The organism is Streptomyces sp. NPDC094034 (genome assembly GCF_040303865.1).
GTDB lineage: Bacteria > Actinomycetota > Actinomycetes > Streptomycetales > Streptomycetaceae > Streptomyces.
The window spans coordinates 77,044-98,437 of the sequence record NZ_JBEOUD010000027.1 but is presented as its reverse complement, the minus strand read 5'-3'; the positions used below and the strand labels follow the sequence as shown (position 1 = coordinate 98,437).

General features: G+C 70.5%; 20 protein-coding genes. 12 read left to right on the top strand and 8 right to left on the bottom strand.

Annotation, left to right across the window (positions count from 1 at the left end; genetic code table 11):
* Positions 1–91: 91 nt before the first annotated feature.
* From ABTZ59_RS23255 to ABTZ59_RS23240, 4 genes are all read left to right on the top strand, one after another.
* Positions 92–1,615, top strand: coding sequence for a M81 family metallopeptidase (locus ABTZ59_RS23255; RefSeq protein WP_351412317.1), 1,524 nt, complete (start codon positions 92–94; stop codon positions 1,613–1,615).
* Entirely contained in the window at positions 1,612–2,490 is an 879-nt protein-coding gene (locus tag ABTZ59_RS23250; protein ID WP_351412284.1) for a copper homeostasis protein CutC, read from the top strand. The genes ABTZ59_RS23255 and ABTZ59_RS23250 overlap by 4 nt, the downstream gene beginning before the upstream one ends.
* Before the next feature lie 165 nt (positions 2,491–2,655).
* Positions 2,656–3,462 (top strand): class I SAM-dependent methyltransferase, encoded by an 807-nt coding sequence (locus ABTZ59_RS23245; RefSeq protein WP_351412255.1) that lies wholly within the window; start codon positions 2,656–2,658, stop codon positions 3,460–3,462.
* 258 nt (positions 3,463–3,720) lie between these two features.
* Positions 3,721–5,964 (top strand): serine/threonine-protein kinase, encoded by a 2,244-nt coding sequence (locus ABTZ59_RS23240; RefSeq protein ID WP_351412248.1) that lies wholly within the window; start codon positions 3,721–3,723, stop codon positions 5,962–5,964.
* Between the two features lie 46 nt (positions 5,965–6,010).
* Here the strand turns inward: ABTZ59_RS23240 and ABTZ59_RS23235 are convergent, their stop codons facing one another.
* Positions 6,011–6,829 carry a helix-turn-helix transcriptional regulator gene (locus ABTZ59_RS23235; protein ID WP_351412241.1) on the bottom strand — a complete coding sequence of 273 codons (819 nt, stop codon included), beginning with the start codon at positions 6,827–6,829 and terminating at the stop codon, positions 6,011–6,013.
* A 255-nt stretch (positions 6,830–7,084) separates the two neighbouring features.
* Here ABTZ59_RS23235 and ABTZ59_RS23230 point away from each other — a divergent pair, with 255 nt between their 5' ends.
* Both ABTZ59_RS23230 and ABTZ59_RS23225 read left to right on the top strand, forming a co-directional pair.
* Complete coding sequence (locus ABTZ59_RS23230; protein ID WP_351412234.1) at positions 7,085–7,516, top strand: peptidase inhibitor family I36 protein; 432 nt, start codon at positions 7,085–7,087, stop codon at positions 7,514–7,516.
* A gap of 119 nt (positions 7,517–7,635) precedes the next feature.
* Positions 7,636–8,493 carry a hypothetical protein gene (locus tag ABTZ59_RS23225; protein WP_351412229.1) on the top strand — a complete coding sequence of 286 codons (858 nt, stop codon included), beginning with the start codon at positions 7,636–7,638 and terminating at the stop codon, positions 8,491–8,493.
* A 434-nt stretch (positions 8,494–8,927) separates the two neighbouring features.
* Here ABTZ59_RS23225 and ABTZ59_RS23220 read toward each other — a convergent pair whose 3' ends face one another.
* The 5 genes from ABTZ59_RS23220 to ABTZ59_RS23200 all read right to left on the bottom strand — a co-directional run bounded on the left by ABTZ59_RS23220 (position 8,928) and on the right by ABTZ59_RS23200 (position 13,100).
* The gene (locus tag ABTZ59_RS23220; protein WP_351412225.1) at positions 8,928–9,587 is read right to left on the bottom strand and encodes an NADPH-dependent FMN reductase; all 660 of its coding nucleotides are present in this window, start codon (positions 9,585–9,587) and stop codon (positions 8,928–8,930) included.
* 363 nt (positions 9,588–9,950) lie between these two features.
* Positions 9,951–10,619, bottom strand: a complete 669-nt coding sequence (locus tag ABTZ59_RS23215) for a dihydrofolate reductase family protein (protein WP_351412219.1) — start codon at positions 10,617–10,619, stop codon at positions 9,951–9,953.
* Positions 10,619–11,125, bottom strand: coding sequence for an SRPBCC family protein (locus ABTZ59_RS23210; protein ID WP_351412212.1), 507 nt, complete (start codon positions 11,123–11,125; stop codon positions 10,619–10,621). Before ABTZ59_RS23210 ends, ABTZ59_RS23215 begins: the two co-directional genes overlap by 1 nt.
* Before the next feature lie 3 nt (positions 11,126–11,128).
* Positions 11,129–11,470 (bottom strand): ArsR/SmtB family transcription factor, encoded by a 342-nt coding sequence (locus tag ABTZ59_RS23205; RefSeq protein WP_351412200.1) that lies wholly within the window; start codon positions 11,468–11,470, stop codon positions 11,129–11,131.
* 181 nt (positions 11,471–11,651) lie between these two features.
* Positions 11,652–13,100 carry an aldehyde dehydrogenase family protein gene (locus ABTZ59_RS23200; protein WP_351412187.1) on the bottom strand — a complete coding sequence of 483 codons (1,449 nt, stop codon included), beginning with the start codon at positions 13,098–13,100 and terminating at the stop codon, positions 11,652–11,654.
* 371 nt (positions 13,101–13,471) lie between these two features.
* Here ABTZ59_RS23200 and ABTZ59_RS23195 point away from each other — a divergent pair, with 371 nt between their 5' ends.
* The 4 genes from ABTZ59_RS23195 (at position 13,472) to ABTZ59_RS23180 (ending at position 17,460) form a co-directional block, all read left to right on the top strand.
* Positions 13,472–14,353 (top strand): SAM-dependent methyltransferase, encoded by an 882-nt coding sequence (locus tag ABTZ59_RS23195; protein WP_351412177.1) that lies wholly within the window; start codon positions 13,472–13,474, stop codon positions 14,351–14,353.
* A gap of 476 nt (positions 14,354–14,829) precedes the next feature.
* Positions 14,830–16,191, top strand: coding sequence for a ferredoxin reductase family protein (locus tag ABTZ59_RS23190; protein ID WP_351412165.1), 1,362 nt, complete (start codon positions 14,830–14,832; stop codon positions 16,189–16,191).
* A gap of 11 nt (positions 16,192–16,202) precedes the next feature.
* A complete protein-coding gene (locus ABTZ59_RS23185) occupies positions 16,203–16,655 on the top strand; it encodes an FMN-binding protein (RefSeq protein ID WP_351412153.1) in 453 nt (150 codons plus the stop codon).
* A gap of 22 nt (positions 16,656–16,677) precedes the next feature.
* The gene (locus tag ABTZ59_RS23180; protein ID WP_351412147.1) at positions 16,678–17,460 is read left to right on the top strand and encodes an FAD:protein FMN transferase; all 783 of its coding nucleotides are present in this window, start codon (positions 16,678–16,680) and stop codon (positions 17,458–17,460) included.
* Positions 17,461–17,736: 276 nt separating this feature from the next.
* Here the strand turns inward: ABTZ59_RS23180 and ABTZ59_RS23175 are convergent, their stop codons facing one another.
* Positions 17,737–18,369 carry an HAD family hydrolase gene (locus tag ABTZ59_RS23175; protein ID WP_351412143.1) on the bottom strand — a complete coding sequence of 211 codons (633 nt, stop codon included), beginning with the start codon at positions 18,367–18,369 and terminating at the stop codon, positions 17,737–17,739.
* Positions 18,370–18,394: 25 nt separating this feature from the next.
* On the bottom strand, positions 18,395–19,630 hold the full coding sequence (locus ABTZ59_RS23170) for an MFS transporter (RefSeq protein ID WP_351412137.1): 1,236 nt from the start codon (positions 19,628–19,630) through the stop codon (positions 18,395–18,397).
* A gap of 89 nt (positions 19,631–19,719) precedes the next feature.
* Here ABTZ59_RS23170 and ABTZ59_RS23165 point away from each other — a divergent pair, with 89 nt between their 5' ends.
* Both ABTZ59_RS23165 and ABTZ59_RS23160 read left to right on the top strand, forming a co-directional pair.
* Complete coding sequence (locus ABTZ59_RS23165; protein ID WP_351412122.1) at positions 19,720–20,481, top strand: DeoR/GlpR family DNA-binding transcription regulator; 762 nt, start codon at positions 19,720–19,722, stop codon at positions 20,479–20,481.
* A 248-nt stretch (positions 20,482–20,729) separates the two neighbouring features.
* Positions 20,730–21,389, top strand: coding sequence for an MSMEG_1061 family FMN-dependent PPOX-type flavoprotein (locus tag ABTZ59_RS23160; protein WP_351412114.1), 660 nt, complete (start codon positions 20,730–20,732; stop codon positions 21,387–21,389).
* The last annotated feature ends 5 nt before the right edge of the window (positions 21,390–21,394 follow it).

The window sequence follows — 21,394 nt, the reverse complement described above, 5'->3', positions numbered from 1 at the left end:
GAAGCAACCGTCCGGGTATCGAAGTCCGCGGCACGCCCTCCGTGCCGGGCCGCGGAACGAGCCTCACGCACCACACCCCGTCCGAGGAGCCATGTCACCCACCCGCACCCCCGCCGCCCGCCCGGTCATCGCCGTCGCCGGGCTCGGCATCGAGTCCTCCACCTTCTCCCCGGCTCGCACCGAAGCCCCCGCCTTCCACCCCTCGCGCGGCGCCGGGATCTTCGACCGGTACCCCTTCCTCGCCCCCGGCGAGGAACTGCGTGAGGCCGCCGAGTGGCACGGCGCCCTGGTCGGCAAGTCGCTGCCCGGCGGTACCGTCACCGCCGCCGCCTGGACCGGCCTCACCGACGAGCTCATCGAACGCCTCGCCGCGCTGCCCCAGTTGGACGGCCTCTGGTACGACATCCACGGCGCCATGACCGTGGAGGGGATCGACGACGCCGAGGCCGTGCTGCTGGAGCGGATCCGCGCCACCGTCGGCCCCGACGTGATCGTCTCCACCTCGATGGACCTCCACGGCAACGTCTCCCGCGAACTCGCCCACCGCAGCGACCTGATCACCTGCTACCGGATGGCCCCGCACGAGGACCACATGGAGACCAAGGAGCGTGCCGTCCGCAACCTGGTCGACCTGCTGGCGTCCGGCGCCCCCCGCCCGGTCAAGGCGTGGGTGCCGGTCCCGGTGCTGCTGGCCGGCGAGCAGACCTCCACCCGGATCGAACCCGCGAAGAGCGTGTACGCGGCGGTCGACGAGATCGAGGCCACCGACGGTGTGACGGACGCGGCCATCTGGGTTGGCTACGCCTGGGCCGACGAACCCCGCAACCGCGCCGTCGTGGTCGTCACCGGCGACGACGCGGCGGCGGTCTCGGCCGGGGCAGAGCGACTCGCCCGGGGCTTCTGGAACGCCCGCCACGACTTCGACTTCGTCGCCCTGACCGGCGCCTACGACGAACTCCTTGACGAAGCCCTCGCCTCCGACCAGCGGCCGTACTTCCTCAGCGACACCGGCGACAACCCCACCGCGGGCGGCGCCGGTGACGTCACCTGGGGCCTGACCCGGCTGCTGGAGCGCCCCGAGTTCCAGCAGGAGGACGGGCCGACCGTCATCTACGCCTCCGTACCCGGCCCCGCCGCGATCGAGACCGCCGTCGCCGCCGGGGTCGGCGCCACCGTCACCGTCACCGCCGGCGCCGAGGTCGACGACCGGCACGCCGGCCCCGTCACCCTCACCGGTGTGGTCCACGCGATCCGGCACGGCGACCGCGACGCCGAGACCGAGGTCGTCATCCGGGTCGGCAGCGTGTACGCGATCCTCACCAGGCTGCGCAAGCCCTACCACCACGAGCACGACTTCACCGACCTCGACCTCGACCCGCGCTCCGCCGACATCGTGATCGTCAAGATCGGCTACCTGGAGCCCGAGCTGTTCGACATGTCGGTCGGCTGGAAGATGGCCCTCACTCCCGGCGGTGTCGACCAGGACCTGGTACGCCTCGGCCACCGTCGCATCCGCCGCCCGATGTTCCCCTTCGACCGCGACATGGCGGACCCGGACCTGACGGCCCGTATCATCCCGGCCTCCGACCAGCCGCTCACCGGGGACGACGAATGACCGACCACATCACCCGGCCCCCCGGCCCGCCCCGGGCCGGCGGCGCGGGCCGCCCCCCGGCACCGGTCGCGGCCGACGAGGGTGCCGGACTCGGGCGGCCCGGCCCCGCCGGACCGGTCCGGCGGCCCGCACTGGAGATCGCCGTCACCTCACCGGCCGGTGCCCGTGTCGCCTTCGACCACAGAGCCGATCGCGTCGAACTCTGCACCGGCCTTGAACTGGGCGGTCTGACCCCGTCGGCCGCCCTCGTCGAGGCGGTCGCCGCCGTAGGCCTGCCGGTGCAGGCCCTGGTCCGCTGCCGACCGGGCGACTTCGTCCACGACGCCGAGGAGATCGCCCTGATGGTCGCCGAGGTGCGGTCCGTGATCGCCTCCGGCGCCTCCGGCGTGGTCATCGGCGCGCTCACCGCCGACGGCGGCCTCGACATCGACGCCGTCACCCGCCTCACCGCGGCGGCTCATGACATGGACCGCCCCGTCGAAGTGACGCTGCACCGCGCGATCGACCTGTCCGCGGACCCGGTCGCCACCGCCGCGCTGCTGCCCGCCCTGGGGCTCACCCGGGTGCTCACCTCGGGCGGCGCCCCGGCCGCCGGAGAGGGACTCGCCGCCCTCGCCGCCATGGTCGAGGCCGCGCCCGGTGTGCAGGTGATGGCGGGCGGCGGGGTGCGCCCCGCCGACATCCCTGCCCTGACCGCCGCCGGTGTCGCCGCCGTCCACCTCTCCGCGAAGCGCCGCGCCGAACCCCGCGGCGGGGGTGCATGGATCCCGCTCGGCGCCTCCAGCGCCTCCGCCGAGCAGGACACGCACTTCGTCACCGACCCGGCGGTGGTCGCCGAGGCGAGGGGAATGCTCGAATCGCGGCCGGCCGGCTGACCGGCGGTGTGTTCCTTGCCGGGAGCGCGCCGTCCCGGGAGTCCGTTCGCGGGAACGATGCGGGGCGCCCGGATGAGCGGCGCACTTCCTTCGCCGCGCCCGCCTGGCGCCGTACCCCGAGAACACGGTGGCCATGCGGGCGCGGGGCCGCATACATTCGCCTCCATGGTTGACGCAATGTTCGGGCATCCGCGCCTCGCCGCCATCTACGACCCGCTCGATCCGGATCGCGGCGATCTCGACGCGTATCTCGCGATGGCGGAGGAGTTCGGCGCGCGGTCCGTGCTGGACATCGGGTGCGGTACGGGCGTGTTCGCGCTGCTGCTCGCCGAGCGCGGGATGACGGTCATCGGGATCGATCCCGCGCGGGCGTCCGTCGATGTCGCGCGCGGCAAACCGGGCGCGGAGCGGGTGCGCTGGATCGTCGGCGACGCGGGGGACCTGCCGCCCCTGCGGATCGACCTGGCGACGATGACCGGGAACGTCGCCCAGGCGATCGCCGATCCGCAGGCGTGGCGTACGACACTGCGCGGCGCGTACGAGGCGCTGCGGCCCGGCGGACGGCTTGTCTTCGAGACGCGCGATCCGGCGCGGCGCGTGTGGGAGGAGTGGGCGGAGTGGACGCGCGAGACCACGTACCGCGTGACGGACATCCCGGGCGTCGGCCACGTCGAGACCTGGGCCGAGCTGACGGACGTGAGCCTGCCGCTGGTGAGCTTCCGGGGTACGCACGTGTTCGCCGCGGACGGGGACGTACTGACCTCGGAATCGACACTTCGTTTCCGCGAACGTACGGAGATCGAGCGGGACTTGCACGAGCACGGCTTCATCGTCGAGGACGTACGCGAGGCACCCGACCGGCCGGGCCGGGAGTTCGTGTTCGTGGCGCGGCGCGCTACCGCGGAACCCGCCCCTCGTGGAGTGCCTCAGGGTGCGCGCGCACCACACAGCGCCGACCAGACGGGACTTTGAGGACACTGCCCGCGCGGTCTCGACCCCTGCCCGGCCGTCGAACCGAACGCCGACGCCATCTTCGTAGAGCCGGGCGAGGGCGGTGACGTGGCCCGCCGGTTCGGGGAACGCTCGGCGGCCGAGCTCCCCCGTCGCGGCGGTCCGCCGCCCCACCGCCTCCGCGATGCCCGGGTCCATCTCCCCTACCGGCCTTCGGCTAGTTTGTTGCAGGACAGGTACACGGGCCCGTGGTGCACGGGGGACGGGAGGTGGTGAAGGGTGTCGCTGCGCGTAGGCGATCCAGTCGAGATCGGCGGTTATCCGCTTGAGGCGCGGCTCGGCTCGGGTGGCATGGGCACGGTCTTTCTGGCCCGTACGAGTTCGGGGCGACCTGTCGCGATCAAACTGATCCACCAGCAGTTCGCGGGGGACGACGAGTTCCGCATCCGTTTCCGGCAGGAGGTGGCGGCGGCGAGGCGGGTGAGCGGCGCGTTCACCGCCGCCGTGGTCGACGCCGCCCCCGAGGCCGAGCAGCCGTGGATGGCGACGACCTACATCGAGGGGCACACGCTCGCCCAGCGCATCGCCGCGCAGGGCCCGCTGAACGGGCCGGAGCTGAGAAGGCTCGCCATCGGGCTGGCGGAGGCGCTGCGCGACATCCACCGGGTCGGGGTGGTCCACCGTGACCTGAAGCCCTCGAACGTCGTGCTCTCGCCCGAAGGCCCGCGCGTCATCGACTTCGGTATTTCGCGCGCCGTGGACCAGCAGACGCTGACGATGACAGGCCGGGTCATCGGCACGCCGCCTTTCATGTCGCCCGAACAGTTGCAGGCGCCGCGTGGTGTGGGGCCGCGGTCCGATGTCTTCTCCCTGGGGACGCTGCTGGTGTACGCGGCGACGGGCCACGGGCCCTTCGACGCGGACAGCCCGTATCTGACGGCGTATCAGGTGGTGCACGAGGAGCCGTCGCTGGATTCCGTGCCGGCGGCCTTGCGCGCGGTCGTCGAGCCGTGCCTGGACAAGGATCCCGAGGGGCGCCCCTCGGCGGACGAACTCCTGGTGCTGCTGCGGGACCTGTCGGCCGACCTCGGCGGGACCGACACGGACTCGATTGGCGCGGGCCGCACCCGCGACATGATCACCGAGCACAACTTCATGGCGCCGGCCACCCCGGCGCCGACTGCCCCGGCCGCCGCCCCGGCCGGTCCCGGTACGGAGAGCACCGGCACCCCCGTCAACCGCCGTCCGCGCAGCCGATGGCGGCCTGTGCTCGCCGCCGCGGTCGCGGTGGCGGCGATCGGCGGCGGAGTCGCCGCCCTGCGGGCGGGCGACGTCTGGGGAAACAGCGGAGACGACAAGGGCAACAGCGTTGCGGCGCCGGGTGCGCCACTTCCGGACGGCTTCGCCCCGTGGCGCGAGACCGTGCCGGGCGGTCGCGAGGACATTCCCGACGAGCTGCGTTGCGTCACGCGCGGCGACGCGCTGTTCTGCGGGGGCGGCGGTGTTGTCGCGACCCGTATCAGGGCCCTGGACGGCTCGCGCGTGTGGACGGCGAAGAGCCCGGGCGTCCCCGTCCAGGGCATGCACCTGGTGGGCGCCACCGACGACACGGTGCTCGGATACCGCTTCGCCGCCGAGGACGCCCCACAGGACCCTCCCAGCGAGGTGGTGGCCATCGACGTGGACAATGGCCGGGAGTTGTGGTCCGTGCCGTCCGGCGCCCAGTCCACGGCCGTCACGGGCCGGACTCAGGACGCCCTTGTGGTCGGCTCCGCCGTCGTGACGGTCGACGCTTCCAACTCCCGCTTCGAGGCCCGGGACGCGCACAGCGGTCAGGTCACCTGGACGACCCCGTTCCCCACGGGCACGCAGTGCGCTCCCGTCCCGGTGGGCCCGCGGCTCTTCGCCATGTGCGCGACGAATACGGAGGTGGACGCCTCAGAGGTGCGCCACCCCACTCTGCACCCGGTCGACCGCGCCTCGGGGAAACTGGGCGGGCCCATCGCGGTCAACGGCCCCGCCGTGCCGATGGGCGTCGCCGACGGCGAGCTCGTACTCCTTCTGGGACACATGGAGGGAACGGCGCTGGCCGGGTACGACGGGGTGGCGCGGGTCGACCCGACCTCGCGGAAGGTCACCTACTCCCGGCTGGCCAGGACATACGCGGGGACGCCCGGCATGGCGGACGGCACGGTCTACGTGAGCGGACAGGCCGGTCTCGTCACGGCGCTCGACCCCGCGACCGGCCGGAAGAAGTGGTCGCGGCAGACGGGCGTGGAGGGCGCGTCGGGCCCCACGGCGGGAGCCGACGCACTGTACTTCAGCTCGGCCACCGGCCGGGTGGTCGCGCTGTCGCCATCCGACGGCAGACCCCTGTGGACAACGGATCCGCAGGCCGAGGGCTTGACGGGCGAGCAGGGCGCCAGCCCGCGCGTGACCGTCGTAGGGCGTGCGTTGATCGTAGCCGCGGCCAAGAACACCCTCTTCGCCTTCGACACGCAGAAGCCGCCGAAGTCGGGCTGACTCCGGCGGCGCGCCCCGTCCGCCGAACGGTGACACACGACAGGGGTTAGGCCGCGAGACTCCGCAGCGCCTTGTCCTCCGGCGTCCCCGGTGCCGCCGTATAGACGAGCAGACTCAGCTCCGTGTCCTGGGGGAAGCGGGTGATCTCGTACGAGAGGGTGAGCGAGCCGAGTTCCGGATGGTCGATGCGCTTGAGTCCGTATGCCTTGGTTCGCACGGTGTGCTGAGTCCAGTGGTGCCGGAACTCCACACTGCCCGCCTTCAGTTCATCGACCAGCTCCCACAGTTCGGGATCGTCGGGGACGACTCCGGCCGCGATCCGCAGCTGCCCCACGACCTCGCGGGCGACCATGTCGCGATCGGGATAGCGGCCGCCGATCGTCGTGTCGAGCAGATGAAGCCGCGGCAGATTGCGTTCACGCGCGGGCAGTCGGCCGAAGTCGGTGATGAGGCCGCACACCGGCCGGTTCCAGGCCAGGACATCCATCCGGCGTCCCATGACGAGCGCCGGGGCGCTGATCCAGTCCAGCAGTTGCTGTATCGCCGGGCGCGTTCCGTCGCCGTCGACGGTTTTCCTGGCCACGTCGTGGGGGCGGGCGAGCCGGAAGAGATGGTCCCGTTCGTCCTCGTTCAGTCGGAGCGCGTCCGCCACGGCGCCGAGCACCGCGTCGGAGACGCTGTGGTTACGGCCCTGCTCCAGTCGCATGTAGTAGTCGACGCTCACACCCGCCAGATGCGCCAGCTCCTCCCGTCGCAGACCGGGCACCCGGCGCTGTCCCGATCCGGAGGCGTAACCGACGTCCTCGGGCCGGATTCTCGCTCGGCGCGAGCGCAGGAAGTTCCCTAACTCTCCTTGTTTCCTCATGAGTTCATTGTCCTTCCTGGAGTCCGTGGTCCCTGGGTACGCCAGACCCCAGGCACGGCGGGGCACACGGACGGGACGGCCCGCCGGGAGAACATGGAGAGGTCACCGGGTCGCCAGGCGGGTGGAGTGGGAGCGGGGGTGCCGCCTGGCAGGCCGGCCTGTCGGTCAGTTCCGCCGAGACGTCGGCAAAACCCGGGGAGAAAGTGCCGCTTCCTCGTGATCACAAGCTCAACCGACCCGAAAGGGACAGATTCCATGCGTGTCAGAGCCCGACTTCTCGTACCCGCCGCGGTGGCGCTGCTGCTGCCTCTGAGCCTCACCTCGACCGCGCAGGCGGATGCCCCGCGGATCCTCGCGGGAAGCTGCGCGGCACCCAACTTCTGCCTCTTCGAGAACAATGACTTCAACCTGGGGAACACCAACCACTGGCGTGACATCACGCACAGGGACAACGACTTCCGGGGGAACCACTGGCGGGACGGCAACGGGTGGCTCACCGATGACGACATGAACGACGAGACCAGTTCGGTGAAGAACCGGACCGGAGTGTCGGTGTGCCTGTACCAGAACCCCAACTACACGGGGAACCGATCGGGCTTTCCCGACGGCGCCGATGACGGATACCTCGCCAACAACAACATCGGGGACAACAGCGCCTCATCCGCGGAATTCGCCCTCTGTCGCTGACAGTTCGCCGCTTCAGTGAGCCCGGGGTCCGTTCCATGAGCGGTTCCCCGGGCTCATCGGGAGAAGTGAAGGAACGCGTTGTGGATCGTAGACACATCACTGTACTTGTCCCTCTTGTCGTGGCTCTCCTCACCGCACTCGGCGCATGCTCCGACCCCGACCAGCGGTCAGAGCACAGCGCCGCCGCTCCGCCCCTTCCGGAGGGCACCCCCTACGCCTCGGAGCTGGTGCTGCCCTTTGATACGTACAAGTGGACCGCACGCGAGACATGGCTGCACGACCGGGCTCGTCGGGTGCTGACCGAGCGCTGCCTCGAAGGCCGCGACGTCAGTCTCGATTTCCCGGACACCGGCCCCGAGCCGCCGGACTCCTACGACAACAGCCGCCGCTACGGGGTCGCGGACGACCGTGCGGTGGCCCGCTCCGGCTATCACCTGCCGGAAAGGTGGGAAGGTGGCCAGGGCGACAGCGCCTCTACGGGGTGGGGCGAAGCCCTGAGCGCGCAGGAGGAGGCGGCGCTTTACGGGACGGATCTGAGCCCCGGCTGCTACCGTCACGCCGATTCCCTGCTCGCCCGTGACGTCCCCAAGGCGGACCTCTCCTGGTTCGCCGACCAGAGCGCCGAAACGCTGGAGAAGACGGAGAACGTCCCAGCCGTCACCCAAGCGCGAAAGCGCTGGGAATCGTGCATGAACCAGGCCGGCCATCCCTACGCGCATCCCTCGGCCGCGATCGGTGATCCACGATGGAACCTCGACAGCTCCACGATCACCGAGCGAGAGAAGAAGACGGCGCGGACTGACGTGCGGTGCAAACAGTCCTCGGGCCTGCTGAGCGAGTGGCACGCGGCCGAGGCGGCCATGCAGCGTCAGGTGATAGCGCGTAACACGGAGACCTTCCATGCCTTGTCGTCGCACAAGCGTGCCCTGCTGAAGAACGTTCTCAGCGTGCTGAACGGCCCGGAATCGACCGCATGACGGGGCCCCGGGCCCGCCGATCAGCCAAGTGCCCGCAGTACCAGCCGTATCACGCCGGCGATCCCTCGCGCGATCCACCCGAGCAGTCCTACCTCCGCGGCGAGCTCCACGGCATCCGAGGCCGAGTCCGCCCGCTCCAGCCGAGAACCGCGGCACCGGGAGCAGGAACGAGGCCAACGACGCTTTCGCGCACCGCACTTCTTGCATATCGCCATGGCCTCATTCTCACCCGTCACCACGGCCTCCGAGACCACATGGGACTCGCGGCGTGTCCGGGCACCGGCGTCGTCGGCGAAGGCCGGCATCGCGACACCCGAGCCCGCCATCGAGCGGACGCGCGGCAGGGAAGGTGCGGGCCGCACGGCGCGTCCGCACCGCCGCCGGCTCGCCGGCAGGCGGTCCGCCCGCCCTGCCGGCAGGGCGGCGAAAGAGGGTCAGTCCTCGCTCCGGTGGGTGACCGGCGCGTCGGTGCGATCGCCGGGGAACTCGTACCAGCGGCGCCGCAGACACACGAACTCCACGTCGGCGCGCACCAGTCGCATGAACCCGCAGACGGTGTCGGCGAGCCGCTCCTGAGAGCCGGGGTGGGCGAGTCGGCCGTCCTCGGTGAAGGCATCGTACGCACGGGGCAGGCTGAACATGTCGGGGTAGACCCGTGTGCCCAGGTGTTCGAGCGGGACCCGCAGCGCCCACAGGCCGCGGTTGCCGCCGATCATCGACGGGGAGGACGAGACCAGCAGCGCGTGCTTGGTCTTGAACGGCTGCGGCCGTACTCGGGAGACCCAGTCGATGGCGTTCTTGAGCAGTCCCGGGACGGAGGCGTTGTACTCGGGCGACGAGATCACGAACGCATCGCAGCGGTTGATCTTTTCGCACAGGGCCAGGGCGCCGGCGGGCAGCCCTTCGGAATCCTCCACATCCCCGTCGTACAGCGGCATGTCGAAGTCCCGCATCCTGGCGAGGTCGACCTCGGCACCGGTCTCGGCGATCAGGTTCGACGCCAGCGAGGCGAGCCGCGCATTGGTGGACCCGGTGCGCAACGCGGCTCCGAATACCAGAACCCGAACGGGCGGTGATTGAGCGTCCATGGTCATCCTGCGGTCTCTTTCGCCGGGCGGTTGTCCCCCGGCAGCCAGTTTCCCCCAGCCCGGCCCGCCGAACCAGACGACACTCCCCGGCCCCCGGAGCGATGCCGCAGGGGGCCGGGCGGGCACGCTCTGCCCGTCGGCCCAACCGCCGGAACGAGGTGAGGAGTGATGTCACGCCGCCGCTGAGTACTCCGTCGCCGTTCCAGGGCAACGGTCGGATGGTTTCTGCCACTTCGGGGTGCTCGGTCGTCCAAGCCGGTACGTAGGGGGCGTTATGACCCCGGCTTCCCGATGCTCACCCGCTGACGCACGTGCGCGCGCCGTGGGTGCTCGGGTCGCCGGGGTGGAGTGGCGGCGCGGCTATCGCGGCTATCGCGGGTGCACGGCGTAGGTCAGGTGCGTCACCCGCGACGACGGCACCGAACGGACCAGCTCCAGCGCGACCCTGGAGGCGTCCACACCGTCGAACAGGCGGGTGCCGGCGCCGAAAAGCACCGGTGACAGCGTGATGGAGAACTCGTCGACCAGTCCGGCGTTCAGGTGCTCCAGAATCGTCGCGCCGCCGCCTGCGATACGGACGTCACGGTCACCGGCGGCGTCACGGGCCTGGTCGAGGGCGTGCTCGATGCCGTCGTTGACGAAGTGGAACGTGGTGCCGCCGGGCCGCTCCCACGGGTCACGCTTGGTGTGCGTCACCACGAAGACCGGGGTATGGAAGGGCGCCTCCTCCGGCCATGACTGCTCGCCGAGGTCAAACATGCGCTTTCCCATGACGCTCGCGCCGGTGCGCTCGAACGTCTCCCGCGCCATGTCGTTGTCGTGGCCCTCCTCGCCGCCCTCACCCAGCTTCAGGTTCTCCCGGAAGAACCGCAGCGGGAAGAGCCACTGCTGAAGCTCCATCCACTGCGCCATCCAGCGCCGAACGTCCGGGTCGTCCTGCTTGTCGGGCGCGAAGAGCTCGTCCTCAACGGGCACGGACTGGGGCGCGATGAAACCGTCCAGCGACAGCGACACACTGAAGAACACCTTCCCGGCCATCAGCCCTCCGCCCCCTTCCGCGCGAGATCGGTGACGTAGGCCGCCAGGCTGCTCAGGGTCTGCCGGCCGCCCTCGATCGCGTGGTACTTCTCGACCGCCTCGTCGCGCAGTTCCTTGGTGGGGAACACCGTGCGCATCACGATCCGGGTCGCCGCGCCGTCCGGCGCGAAGGTCAGGACCGACTCGAAGGCGTACGGGTCGTCGCGGGACTCACCGTGCAGCAGCGCGATCCGCTCCGGCGGGACGATCCGCAGCCAGCGGATCCACTCGGAGTAGTCGGTCCCGTCCGGCCCGTGCAGCACGAAGACCCACTCCCCGCCCTCGCGGAACTCGAAGGACCGCGTGGTGGTGGTGAACCCCTCCGGACCCCACCACCGCGACAGGTGCCGGACCTCGGTGAACGCCTCGAACACCAACTCCCGCGGGGCGTCGATGACCCGGGAGATCACGATCTCCCGGTCGGCCGTCCCCGGCTCCCCCCGCGTTTCATGCCTTGCCCCTGCCATCGGTCATTCCTCCTGCTGTGTCTGTTTGAGGTCCTGCACGTAGGTGTCGAGCCGGTCGAAGCTCTCGTTCCAGAACCGCTCGAATCCGCCGGCCCACTCGTGGACCGGCCTCAGCCCGCGGGCGTCCAGGCCGTAGAGGCGTTGCTTGCCCGCCTCGCGGACCCGCACCAGCCCCACCTCCCGGAGCACCCGCAGGTGCTTGGACGCCTGCGGCTGGCTCATCCCCAGCTCCTGGGCCAGGTCGGTCACCGGCCGCTCACCCGCCCGCAGCAACGCCAGGATGTCCCGGCGCTGCGGCTCGGCGATCGCGTTGAACGCGTCCGACGTCGTCGCTGCTCGTGCCATGACAGCAATCATATTCCCATAACGGAATGCGTCAAGCCGCGGACGCGTGAATGATCACATCGGCCGCCCCACACGCACAGCGCAGGAGCGCCGCCCACCGCTCCTGCGCTGTGTTGTGCTGTGCCGCGCTGCGCTGTGTTGTGTTGCGCTGTGTTGTGCTGTGCTGTGTTGTGTTGTGCTCTCAGAGGCTGATGACGCCGGTCCGCAGATCTGTCATGGCCAGCAGGGTGTGCTTTCCGCCGATCCGGCCCCAGCCGGTGGACCGGCCGCCGGCGCCGCCGAAGGGCATGTTGATGTCCCAGAAGCAGGTCGAGTCGTTGACAACGACCTGGCCGACGGACATCTCCTCGACAAACCGGTGCGCGGCCGTCATGTTCCGGGTGAACACCGCGCCCTGTAGGCCGAGTTTGTCGTCGTTGGCGATGCGTAGGAGGTCGTCGTCATCGGTCCCGGTGATGATCGGTACGACCGGCCCGAACGACTCCTCACGGGACAGGAGACTGTCCTCGGGGACGGCGTCGACGACGGTGAACTCGTAGTAGAGATCGGTCGGCGCGTCCTTGCGGCGGTGTCCGCCGAGCAGGATCTCGGCGCCACGCTCACGCGCGTCGGCCATGTGCCGGTCCATCTTCGCCGCGACACCCTCGTTGTTGAGCGGACCGAGGTTGGTGGTGTCGGCGAAGGGGTCGCCGAGCACGACGTCCTGGGCGGCGCGGAGAACCGCGGCGACAAAGTCGTCGTGGACGTCCCCGTGGACGATCGCGCGCTCCGTGGCGCAGCACACCTGCCCCGCGCACAAGTACGCGCCGTAGACGGCGGCTTGGGCCGCGGCGTCCAGGTCGGCGTCGGCGAGGACGACGAGGGGGCCGTTGCCGGAGCACTCCATGACCGAGCGCTTCAGACCCGCCGCGGACTGGATCTTCGAGCCGGTGGCCGAGGACCCGATGAAACCGATCGCGTCGGTGCCGGCGTGACGTACGAGCGCGTCACCGGTGGCGCCCTCGCCCGGAAGGATGTTGACCAGCCCGTCGGGAACCCCGGCCGCGGCGAAGGCTTCCATCGCCTTCAGCACTGTCAGTGGGGTGTTGGCCGGAGGCTTGACGACATGGGCGTTGCCGGTGGCCAGGCCGGGGGCGACGAACTCCGCGAGCATCAGCAGCGGAAAGTTCCAGGGGGTGATGATCGCCCATGTGCCCACTGGGCGGTAGAAGGTCCACATCCGCTTTCGGCCGTCGTTCGAGGGGAACGTCTCGCCGTGCAGGCGTATGGCGTCCTCCGCGTGCAGATGGAAGAGCTGGGCGGCCTCCTCGATGTCGGCGACCGACTCGGCGAGCGGCTTGCCCTGCTCCAGGGTCTGTAGCCGGGCCAACTCATCGACGCGCTTGGTGAGTTCGTCCCCGACACGGTGGCAGATCTCCGCGCGCTTCCAGACGTTGACGCCTGCCCAGGCCCGCTGGGCGGCGTTCGCGGCGGCGACCGCCGCATCGACATCGGCCGGCGCGGGGAGCGGAACAGTACCGATCAGTTCCCCGGTGGCGGGGCTGATCACGTCGTAGGTGTCGGAGCCCGCCGCGTCGACGTACCGGCCATTGACGAAGAACTGCCGGCGGATGGGACTGACAGTGCTCACGAGACACCCCTTCTGTCCTGCACCACTGACGATGGCTCATGCTCCCCTCGGCAAGAATTCACTGTCAAGACGCACAAATCGGCAAGCCGGACCGAGCGACGCGGAGGCGATCCCTGAGGCGGTCCGGATCTCCCGGCGGATCCCCCAGCGGATCTCCCAGCGGCACTTCGCCGAGGACGGCGCCAGCGCGTCGCGGGCGTCGCTCGACGCGTCCATCACCGACGCTGAAGCCGACCGCTTCGGTCTTCACCGCGGGCGACCCGGTCTGCCCGCCGCCATGGTCCGCGACCCGCTGGGCAGCGTCTCCGGGCCGCCCAGCGTGGCTGTTTCCCGCGCGGTGGCGGCGGTGATACCTCACTATCGTGACCACCATGGCAGCGGACAACACACCCCAGAGCACTCAGACCGCCCCTACAGCCGGAGAAGTCGGCGCCTCGTACGACGAGTTCGGCGACCTCTACGGAATGATCCTCGGCGACTCCGCCATCCACATCGGTATGTGGACGCCCCCCGGCGGACCCGCCCGCGCCTCCACGCTCCTCGATCTGGCCAACCTCGCCATGGACCGCCAGACCGACCACTACATCGACGCGCTGGACCTCGGCCCGCAGGACCACCTCCTCGACATCGGCTGCGGCACCGGCGGCCCCGCCGTGCGCCTCGCGCGCGCGACCGGCGCCAAGGTCACCGGAATCACCGTCAGCCAGTCCCAGGTCGCACTGTGCGAAACACGGGCCCGCGAGGCGGGACTGCGCGACCGCGTCACCTTCGTCCACGGCGACGCCATGGACCTGGGCCAGGAACACACCGACGCGTCGTACGACGCGGCCTGGGCCATCGACTCCTTCCCCCACATGTCCGACCGCCTCGCCGCACTGCGCCACGCCTGGCGGGTACTGCGCCCCGGCGGACAACTGCTGTTCACCGAGTTCACCCGCCGCGGCGAACCCAGCCCCGAGCATCTCGCCGTCTACCGCGCGGTGTGGACCTCACCACCGCCGCAGACCCCGGCCACGCTGCTGGAACGGACGGCGCGGGCCGGATTCGACCTCGTACGGCTGGAGGACCACACCCACAACGTCATGGTGAGCGGCCAGCTCATGGACGTCCTCTACCGCGACCACCACGACGAGATCCTGGAACGTTACGGAGCCCGGACCACCGCGCAGATGGACGCCGCGATGCCGCTACTGCGCGAGTTCGTCAACGATCACCTCGGCTACTACGTCTTCCTGCTCCGCAAACCGCGGTGAGGCAGCGCGCCGGCGGACCGCCCACGCGTACGCCGGCGCGCGCGGCCCGCTCCTCCCTCGCGACCGGGCCCGTACCCTCTGGCAGCTCGTACCCTTTGCCAGCCCGTGCCCTTTGCCGACTCGTGCCCTTTGGCAGAGCCTGGCAACCGCCGTTGAGCGGCGCGTGAACCGCCACGACAACTCTGCCTGAGAACGGGAATCGTCAGCACTGAGGCCGACCCGGCGCCGGGTCGGCCGCTTCGTGGGCGGCACCGGGACGTTCGATCAGCCGGGCGGCGGCCGGCGATGGTGCCGGCCCGTACGAAGCCATACGTGATCTTGGACGGCACGCTGCCGCCATCCGACCGGATCGCTGCCGTCCGACCGGATCGCTGCCGGCCGGCGGTCGGCAAGGGCGGTTTTCAGAAGGTTCTCAGAAGTCCGGCTGTGAGGCTGGCCGCCCGTCAGCGGAAATGATCGCTATCCGGAGGATCACCATGACCACCGCGTTCACCACCACGCCTGCGGGCCGCGGGGTGCGCCACCGGCGCCCGCGCCGCGACGTCGTCCCCCTCGCGGCGCAACTGACGATCTGGGCGGGCGCCGCCGGGGTGCTGGCCCTGTGGTGGAGCGACACGAGCGCGGTGGTCGGCCCGGCGGGCTGGCTCACCGGCGCGGGACGCATCACCGGCCTCCTGGCCGGTTACGCCTGCGCCGTCCTGCTGGCCTTGATGGCACGCATGCCGCTCCTGGACCACACCGTGGGCACCGACCGGCTGGCCCGCTGGCACGCCTGGGGCGGCCGCTGCACCATATCCCTGGCCCTCGCCCACACCCTGCTGATCATCTGGGGATACGCGCTGAGTTCCCACACGAACGTGGTGAGTCAGACCTCCACGCTCGTGCTGCACTACCCCGACCTCCTCAAGGGGACGGCCGGCTTCCTGCTGTTCCTGGCCACCGCGGTCCTCTCGGCCCGCGCGGCCCGCCGCAGGGTGAGCTATGAAACCTGGCACTATCTCCACTTCGCCACCTACCTGGCGGTCTTCCTCGCCTTCGGCCACCAGCTCTCCAACGGCGCCGACTTCGTCGGCAACCGCCTGGCCCAGATCGCCTGGTACACGCTCTTCATCACTGTCGCGGCGCTGGTGGCCTGGTACCGGTTCGCCGTTCCCGTCCGGCGCGGGCTGCGCCACCGCCTGCGCGTCACCGCGGTCCACCCCGAAGCACCCGGTGTGGTCTCCGTCCACCTCACCGGCGACCATCTGAACGAGCTGGGCGGCGAGCCGGGGCAGTTCCTGCGCTGGCGCTTCCTGACCCCCGGCCTCTGGTGGACGACCAACCCCTACTCCCTCTCCGCACCCGCACACCCCCACCAACTGCGCATCACCGTGAAGACCGCCGGTGGCCACAGCGCCGCACTCGCCCATCTGCGGCCCGGCACGCGAGTGTGGGCCGAGGGACCGTACGGCGGCTTCACGGCGAACCGACGCACCGCCCCCAAGGTGCTGCTTCTGGCAGGCGGAGTCGGTATCACCCCCCTGCGCGCCCTCTTCGAGACCCTGCCGGGCCAGGTAACCCTCGTCTACCGGGCGCGCCGCGCTGCCGATCTGGCCCTGCGCGGCGAACTCGACACGATCGCCGCCCGCCGACGGGCCACCGTGCACTACGTCGTCGACGGACCGGCCCGGTCCTCCTCACCCCTGACTGCCCGGGGCCTGAGCGCCTTGGTGCCGGATCTGGCCGCGCACGACGTCTATCTGTGCGGACCACCCGGCATGACACAGGCCGCCATCCAGGCGCTGCGCGATGCCGGTGTACCGGCGCGGCGCATCCACCACGAGTCATTCGCGTTCTGAGGAGATCCGTCATGCGCAGCGCCGTCCCCGCCACCACCGCGATCAGTGCCCTCGTCGTCGCCCTGCTCGCCCTCAAGCCGCATCAGCTCCCCTCACTGGGCGGGGTGACTCCGCGTTCCCCCACGACCTCGCACCCTTCCGCGGGCACCTCGGCGGGCACGTCCACCGGGACGGGGGCGCCCACCGGGACGGGTACGTTCACCGGGGATCCCATCGACACCCAGTACGGGACCGTGCAGGTGACCGCCACCCTCACGAAAGGAAGGATCACGTCGGTCACGGTGCTCCGGGCGCCGGACCAGAACGGGCGCGACCAGCAGATCTCCTCCTACGCACTGCCCCGCCTCACCCAGGAAGCGATCGCCGCCCAGAGCGCACACATCGACGCCGTCTCCGGCGCCAGCTACACGAGCCAGGGCTACATCCAGTCCCTCCAAAGCGCCCTGGACCAGGCCCATGCCTGACGCCACACCCGGGCTCAGACCCATGCCTGACGCCGCTCCGGGGCTGCGCCATGTCGAGCACGTCATGGGCACCGTCTTCTCCTTCGACATCCGCGACAAGCCCACCACCGCCATCCACCGCGCCCTCGCCGAGGCCGTGCGCCTTCTCCACCGGGTCGATGCCGTCTTCTCCACCTACCGGGCCGACAGCCACATCCGCCGCCTCGACCGCGGCGAGATTCATCTGGAGGACTGCCCGCCCGAAGTCCACGAAGTGCTGTCCTTGTGCGCACAGGCCGCCCGGGTCAGCGACGGCTGGTTCAGCAGCACCCCCGCGGGGACGCTCGATCCATCAGGGCTCGTCAAGGGCTGGGCCGTCGAAGCCGCCTCCCAACTCCTCCACGAAGCCGGAGCGCGACACACCTGCGTCAACGGTGGCGGCGACATTCAGCTCCGCGGCCCGGCAGCTCCCGGCACCCCGTGGCGCATCGGCATCGCCCACCCCCTGCGCCCCGCCGAACTGGTCACCGTCATCGCCGCCCACCATGACCTGGCCATCGCCACCTCCGGTACCGCCGAACGCGGCGCCCACATCCTCGACCCGCACCGCGGCACACCCGCCACCGGGTGCGCCTCCCTGACCCTTGTCGGCCCCCGCCTGACACTGACCGACGCCTACGCGACCGCCGCGTTCGCCCGAGGTGACGGAGCACGGGACTGGGTGCGGGCACTGGACGGCTACGAAGCCCTCGCGGTCCTGCCGGACGGTCGGGAGTGGCGAACACCGGGATTCCGCCGACTAACGTGTTCCCTCACTGTGGAGTAGACGTCCGCCATCACTCGAAATCGAAGGCCCGACTGATGGCGGAGCCTGCCACCGTGTCTCCCCCATGAGGGTCTGTTCACCAAGGGGGGCGTTCGCGGCGGCGATACAACCTTGCGCACGTGCCGCCGGACAGCCGATGACGGTAGGTGTGTTGGCCGGCTGCCCTCGCCATCAACATGGTTGTCGGGATATAACCACACGCGGCCGTTGCGGAGTCCGTCCATGATGTCCGCGTAGCTTCCCGTACTAGGGGTGGGCCCGACAGCAACAGCGGTTTCATTTCCGCGTGGATCGTCGAGTCGGCAACCAGGCGTCAATGGCTTCCGCCAGCTCGTCGCGACCGGTGAAGACGTGTCCGTTCATTCCGATGGCCTGCGCGGCGCGTACGTTCTCCTCGCGGTCGTCGATGAAGAGGAATTCGGCCGGGGCGGCCCGCATGGCGATGACGCAGTGATGGAAGGCCGCCGGGTCCGGCTTTGCCACCTTGATCTTCCCGGAGAAGGCAACGTGGTCCAGCTCGTGCAGCCAGGGCTGCTCGGCGAGGAAGACGTCCGCGTGGTCCGCCGGGATGTTGGACAGCAGGGCGACCTCCGCGACGCCGCGGAGGGCCCGGGCGTAGGCGACCATCCGGTTGTCGACGCGTGACCAGCTGTTGATGTCGATGAGGCGCAGTTCCTCGATCGTGTCGGCGTCGACGGTCCTGGACAGCCAGCGCAGTACGGCGGTCCAGTACTCGCTCGCGGACTGCCGACCGGCGTCGTAGGGGCCTCGGCACGCCCAGTAGGCCGTGGTGAAGGCGTCGGTGGGGGCGTGGCAGCGGGCCGCCATCCTGCCCAGGGCGCCCAGGCGTTGACGGCGGGCGATGACGCCGAAGAGGTCGAACAGCACGATGCTTCGATCGGTGCGCATGATGTTCCTCCGGATCCCGAGGGGGTCAGTGGCTGCTTGTCGCGGTCTCGCGCGGGCGGTCGGATCCGGTGCGCAGGATCCCGGCGGCCGCGGCGGTGATCGCACACAGCAGGGTCAGCAGTACGAAGGCGTGGTTCAGGGCGACGAGGTGGGTCAGCCAGCCGATGACGGCGGGGCCGGCGAGCATGCCGACGTAGCCGAGCCCGGCGACGCGGGAGACGTTGGCGCCCGCGGCCGAGGGGTCGGCGTGCCCGGCGGCGCTGAACAACTGCGGGACACAGCCGGACAGTCCCAGGCCGAACAGGGCCCACCCGGCGAACGCGGCCCACATCCACGGGGCAAGGGCCACGATCGTGATGCCGACGGCCGCGGCCGCGGCGCCGTAACGCAGGATCGCCATGGACCCGAACCGGGTGACGAGGCGGTCGGCGAACAGTCGGCCGATGGTCATGGTCGCCGCGAACGTGCCGTACGCGAAGGCGGCGATGCTCGCGGAGGCGCCGAGGACGTCCTTCAGGTGCAGCGCGCTCCAGTCATTCGCGGCTCCCTCGCACAGCATGACCATCAGCGCCAGGGAGGCGAGGACCCAGATGCGTCCACCGGGGCTGCGGCGCCTGCCGCCCGGCACCCGCCCGGCCTCTTCGATGCCGGTGTCGACGTCGGCCGCGGTGCCGCTGCCGGTAGCGGTGGCGGTGGCGGTGGGTGCGGCCGGTAGCAGGGCGCGTGCCGATACCAGGGAGATGATGACGCCCAGGGCTCCCATGGCGGCCATGCCCACGGCAGGGCTCAGGCCCACACTCACCGTCGCCGCTCCGACGAGCGCGGCGAGGGCACCGCCCGCCGAGAACGTGGCGTGGAAGGCCGACATGACGGGACGGCCGTACTCCTTCTCCACATGCACGGCGTGGGCGTTCATGCTCACGTCCAGGCAGCCGTTGCAGAAGCCGAAGACCAGCAGGGCCATCGCCAACGTCCACGGCTCCTGGGCAAGGCCGGGCAGTACGAGGGTCGCGCCGCACAGCACACCGGTGGCGGGGACGACCGCGCGCGCCCCGAGACGGTCGGTCAGCGGCCCGGCCACCCGCATGCCCACAAAGGCCCCGGCGCCCAGCAGCACCAGCAGACCCCCGAGCGTCGCGTGACTGATGCCCACACGCGACTCGACGGCGGGGATGTGCACCACCCAGGTGCCCGTCATCGTGCCGCAGAGAACGAAATACACAAAGGTCGCGACTCTCGCGGATCGCACCGAATAGCTCATGACAGCTACCGTAACGAACAATCCAGATGATTGAAAGGCCGTCTTTCGAACACGTTGATTGTTCGTTCCGGGTGGTGTTCAATCGCAGCATGAGCAACGCAGACCGGCACGGGTTGATCGCGCAGACCGTCAGGGAATCGGGCAGGGCCACGGTCCAGGAACTCGCCGGCCTGACCGGCGCCTCCGAGATGACCATCCGGCGCGACCTCGACACGCTGGCCGCGCAAGGTGTCCTGGAGCGTGTCCGTGGCGGCGCGCGCACCCTGCTGCTCCGCGGCGAGGAGCCACCCTTCGCGCTGCGCGCTCGCGACGCCGTCGACGCCAAGCGCCGCATCGCGGCCGAGGTCTCCTCACTCATCGCCGACGGCGAGAGCGTGCTCCTCGACAGCGGCACCACCTGCTTGGAGGTCGCACACCTGCTTCGCGGGCGTCCGGTCACCGTGATGGCGCTGTCCTTGCAGGCCATCCACGTACTCGGAGAGGGCCCGGGCCCGGCCACGCTGATGGTGCCCGGCGGCCGGCCCCGCGCCGCCGAGGGAGCCCTCACCGGCCCCCTCACCCTCGCGTCCCTGGCCGCGCTGCGCTTCGACACCGCCGTCATGGGCTGCTGCGGTCTGAGCGCAACCGAGGGCCTCACCGCCTACGACCTCGATGACGCGGCCGTGAAGAAGGCCGGCATCGCCTCCACACGACGCGTCATCGTCGCCGCCGACGGCAGCAAACTCGGCCACACCGCCTACGCCCATGTCGGCCCCTCCGCTCTCCTGCGCACCCTCGTCACCGACACCTCGGCACCCCCCGCGGAGGTCAGCGCACTGGAAGACATGGGCATCGTCGTCAAGACCGTATGAACCCGAGGATCCGGCCGCGAGACCGTCACCCGCGACGCCGTCGACGCGGACAACGCCCGCGCCCTCGCGCCGTTCCGGAAGGCGACTGGGACGGTCTCTCGGCGACGGCTCTTCGGCGCAGCGGGCTGTTCATCCGCTCCGGGGACGCTCTCGCCTTCCTCGACCCGACCAATTGGATCCGGCGATCGCGCGCGATGGCACGCTCAATTCTTCGAATGCCAAAGGTGCGGCCGATTAAGGTCGGGGGCATGACGACGCCCCTTGCCGACAGTGCTTTCGACTCGCTCCGCATCGACGCCGTGTCCGACCAGGAGACACTGCGCCGGATCTACGCGCTCCCCAGCGACGCGGCCATGCGGAAGCAGATGACCGAACTCACCGAGCAGACCCGGCGGCTGATCGGTCTCTCGTCGCTGGTCCTGGTGGCCAGCGCGGATGCCGAGGGCAACTGCGACGTCTCTCCGCGCGGCGGACCCGCCGGCTTCGTCGCCGTCCTGGACGCCCGGACGGTGGCGATACCGGACGCGACCGGCAACAAGCGTCTGGACACCCTGCGGAACGTCGTCGCCACCGCACGGGCCGGACTGCTGTTCGTCATCCCGGGGCGCACCACGACGCTCAGGGTGAACGGCCGGGCCTGCGTCTCCACCCGCCCGGAACTGCTGTCGCAGCTGACCGCCGTGGGTAAACCGCCGGCCAGTGCGCTGGTGGTGGGGATCGAGGAGGTCTATCCACACTGCCCCAAGTCGCTGCTGCGCAGCGGGGCCTGGAAGCCGGAGCAGTGGCTGCCGGCGGACGCCCAGCCGACCTCGGCCGAGGTGACGCTGGCCCAACTGCGGATGCCGGAACTGACGATCGCCGACATCGAACAGGCGGAGGCGGACTCGCTGAAGTACCGGTACGAGTAACCGGA

Bases quoted from the DNA above. Each gene is read 5' to 3' on its own strand.
- ABTZ59_RS23255 (WP_351412317.1), top strand. From the start codon at position 92: ATGTCACCCACCCGCACCCCCGCCGCCCGCCCGGTCATCGCCGTCGCC.
- ABTZ59_RS23215 (WP_351412219.1), bottom strand. From the start codon at position 10,619: ATGGCCGGGAAGGTGTTCTTCAGTGTGTCGCTGTCGCTGGACGGTTTC.
- ABTZ59_RS23245 (WP_351412255.1), top strand. From the start codon at position 2,656: ATGGTTGACGCAATGTTCGGGCATCCGCGCCTCGCCGCCATCTACGAC.
- ABTZ59_RS23190 (WP_351412165.1), top strand. From the start codon at position 14,830: ATGACCACCGCGTTCACCACCACGCCTGCGGGCCGCGGGGTGCGCCAC.
- ABTZ59_RS23175 (WP_351412143.1), bottom strand. From the start codon at position 18,369: ATGCGCACCGATCGAAGCATCGTGCTGTTCGACCTCTTCGGCGTCATC.
- ABTZ59_RS23210 (WP_351412212.1), bottom strand. From the start codon at position 11,125: ATGGCAGGGGCAAGGCATGAAACGCGGGGGGAGCCGGGGACGGCCGAC.
- ABTZ59_RS23250 (WP_351412284.1), top strand. From the start codon at position 1,612: ATGACCGACCACATCACCCGGCCCCCCGGCCCGCCCCGGGCCGGCGGC.
- ABTZ59_RS23160 (WP_351412114.1), top strand. From the start codon at position 20,730: ATGACGACGCCCCTTGCCGACAGTGCTTTCGACTCGCTCCGCATCGAC.
- ABTZ59_RS23180 (WP_351412147.1), top strand. From the start codon at position 16,678: ATGCCTGACGCCGCTCCGGGGCTGCGCCATGTCGAGCACGTCATGGGC.
- ABTZ59_RS23170 (WP_351412137.1), bottom strand. From the start codon at position 19,630: ATGAGCTATTCGGTGCGATCCGCGAGAGTCGCGACCTTTGTGTATTTC.
- ABTZ59_RS23165 (WP_351412122.1), top strand. From the start codon at position 19,720: ATGAGCAACGCAGACCGGCACGGGTTGATCGCGCAGACCGTCAGGGAA.
- ABTZ59_RS23195 (WP_351412177.1), top strand. From the start codon at position 13,472: ATGGCAGCGGACAACACACCCCAGAGCACTCAGACCGCCCCTACAGCC.
- ABTZ59_RS23205 (WP_351412200.1), bottom strand. From the start codon at position 11,470: ATGGCACGAGCAGCGACGACGTCGGACGCGTTCAACGCGATCGCCGAG.
- ABTZ59_RS23185 (WP_351412153.1), top strand. From the start codon at position 16,203: ATGCGCAGCGCCGTCCCCGCCACCACCGCGATCAGTGCCCTCGTCGTC.
- ABTZ59_RS23235 (WP_351412241.1), bottom strand. From the start codon at position 6,829: ATGAGGAAACAAGGAGAGTTAGGGAACTTCCTGCGCTCGCGCCGAGCG.
- ABTZ59_RS23220 (WP_351412225.1), bottom strand. From the start codon at position 9,587: ATGACCATGGACGCTCAATCACCGCCCGTTCGGGTTCTGGTATTCGGA.
- ABTZ59_RS23230 (WP_351412234.1), top strand. From the start codon at position 7,085: ATGCGTGTCAGAGCCCGACTTCTCGTACCCGCCGCGGTGGCGCTGCTG.